This window comes from Neisseria sp. P0021.S006 (assembly GCF_051956895.1).
In genome coordinates, this window is sequence record NZ_JBQCWZ010000580.1 from 1 (window position 1) to 838 (window position 838).

The window sequence follows — 838 nt, forward strand, 5'->3', positions numbered from 1 at the left end:
CTTTTAAAAGGGCGGTCAAAGATTTGCCTTCGGGAACGAAAACGGCAGGGCGTAAGACGGATTTCAGGTGAAACTGCTCGGGGTTGAACATATATTTGAGCAGGTCTTTGGCGTGCAAAATACCTAAAACCTCGTCTTTGTCTTCACCGATGACGGGGAAACGCGAATGGGCGGTTTCGATGATGTAGGCCGTGATGCGCTCGATGCTGTCGTTCTCTTTCAATACGTTCATGCGGCTGCGCGTAATCATGGCATCACGCACTTCCAGTTCGGCAAAGTCCAATACTTTTTCCAGCCGGGTCAGTGTGTCGGCATCAAAAACTTCCTGCTCGTGCGCTTGGCGCAGCAGGGTTAATACGTCTTCGGCGGAGTCGGGCTCGCCGGCAAGTCGGGAGATTAGGCGTTCGAAAAACTTGGGTTTCGACTGCGTACCGTCCATTTTAATATTCGTCCTCTTGGTAGGGGTTGGGGAAGCCTGACGCCAGCATCAGGCGGATTTCTTCGGCTTCCATTATTTCGGCTTCATCGTCTTCGATGTGGTCGTAGCCCATCAGGTGTAAAGTACCGTGTATGGTCAGGTGGGCAAAATGCTGCTCAGGTGTTTTGCCTTGTTCGGCGGCTTCTTTCAAAACCACTTGCGGGCAAATCACCAAATCGCCATACAGGCCGTCTGAAAACTGGTCGGGCAGGATTTCGCCTTCGTTGAGTGCGAAACTCAATACATTGGTGGCGTAATCTTTGCCGCGGTAGTCGCGGTTGTAGGCGCGGGCTTCTTCTTCGTCCAGAAGAATCAGGCTGATGTCTGCACGGCGGTATTCGTTTTTCAAGGCAGACCACG

2 protein-coding genes are annotated in these 838 nt (G+C 52.3%); both read right to left on the minus strand.

Annotation, left to right across the window (positions count from 1 at the left end; genetic code table 11):
- Positions 1-439: CBS domain-containing protein (locus ACTHUM_RS15810; RefSeq protein ID WP_440403394.1), on the minus strand; the 439-nt coding region annotated here is incomplete at its 3' end.
- 1 nt (position 440) lies between these two features.
- Positions 441-838, minus strand: a 398-nt coding sequence (ybeY, locus tag ACTHUM_RS15815; RefSeq protein WP_440403395.1) for an rRNA maturation RNase YbeY, incomplete at its 5' end; no start/stop codon positions are given.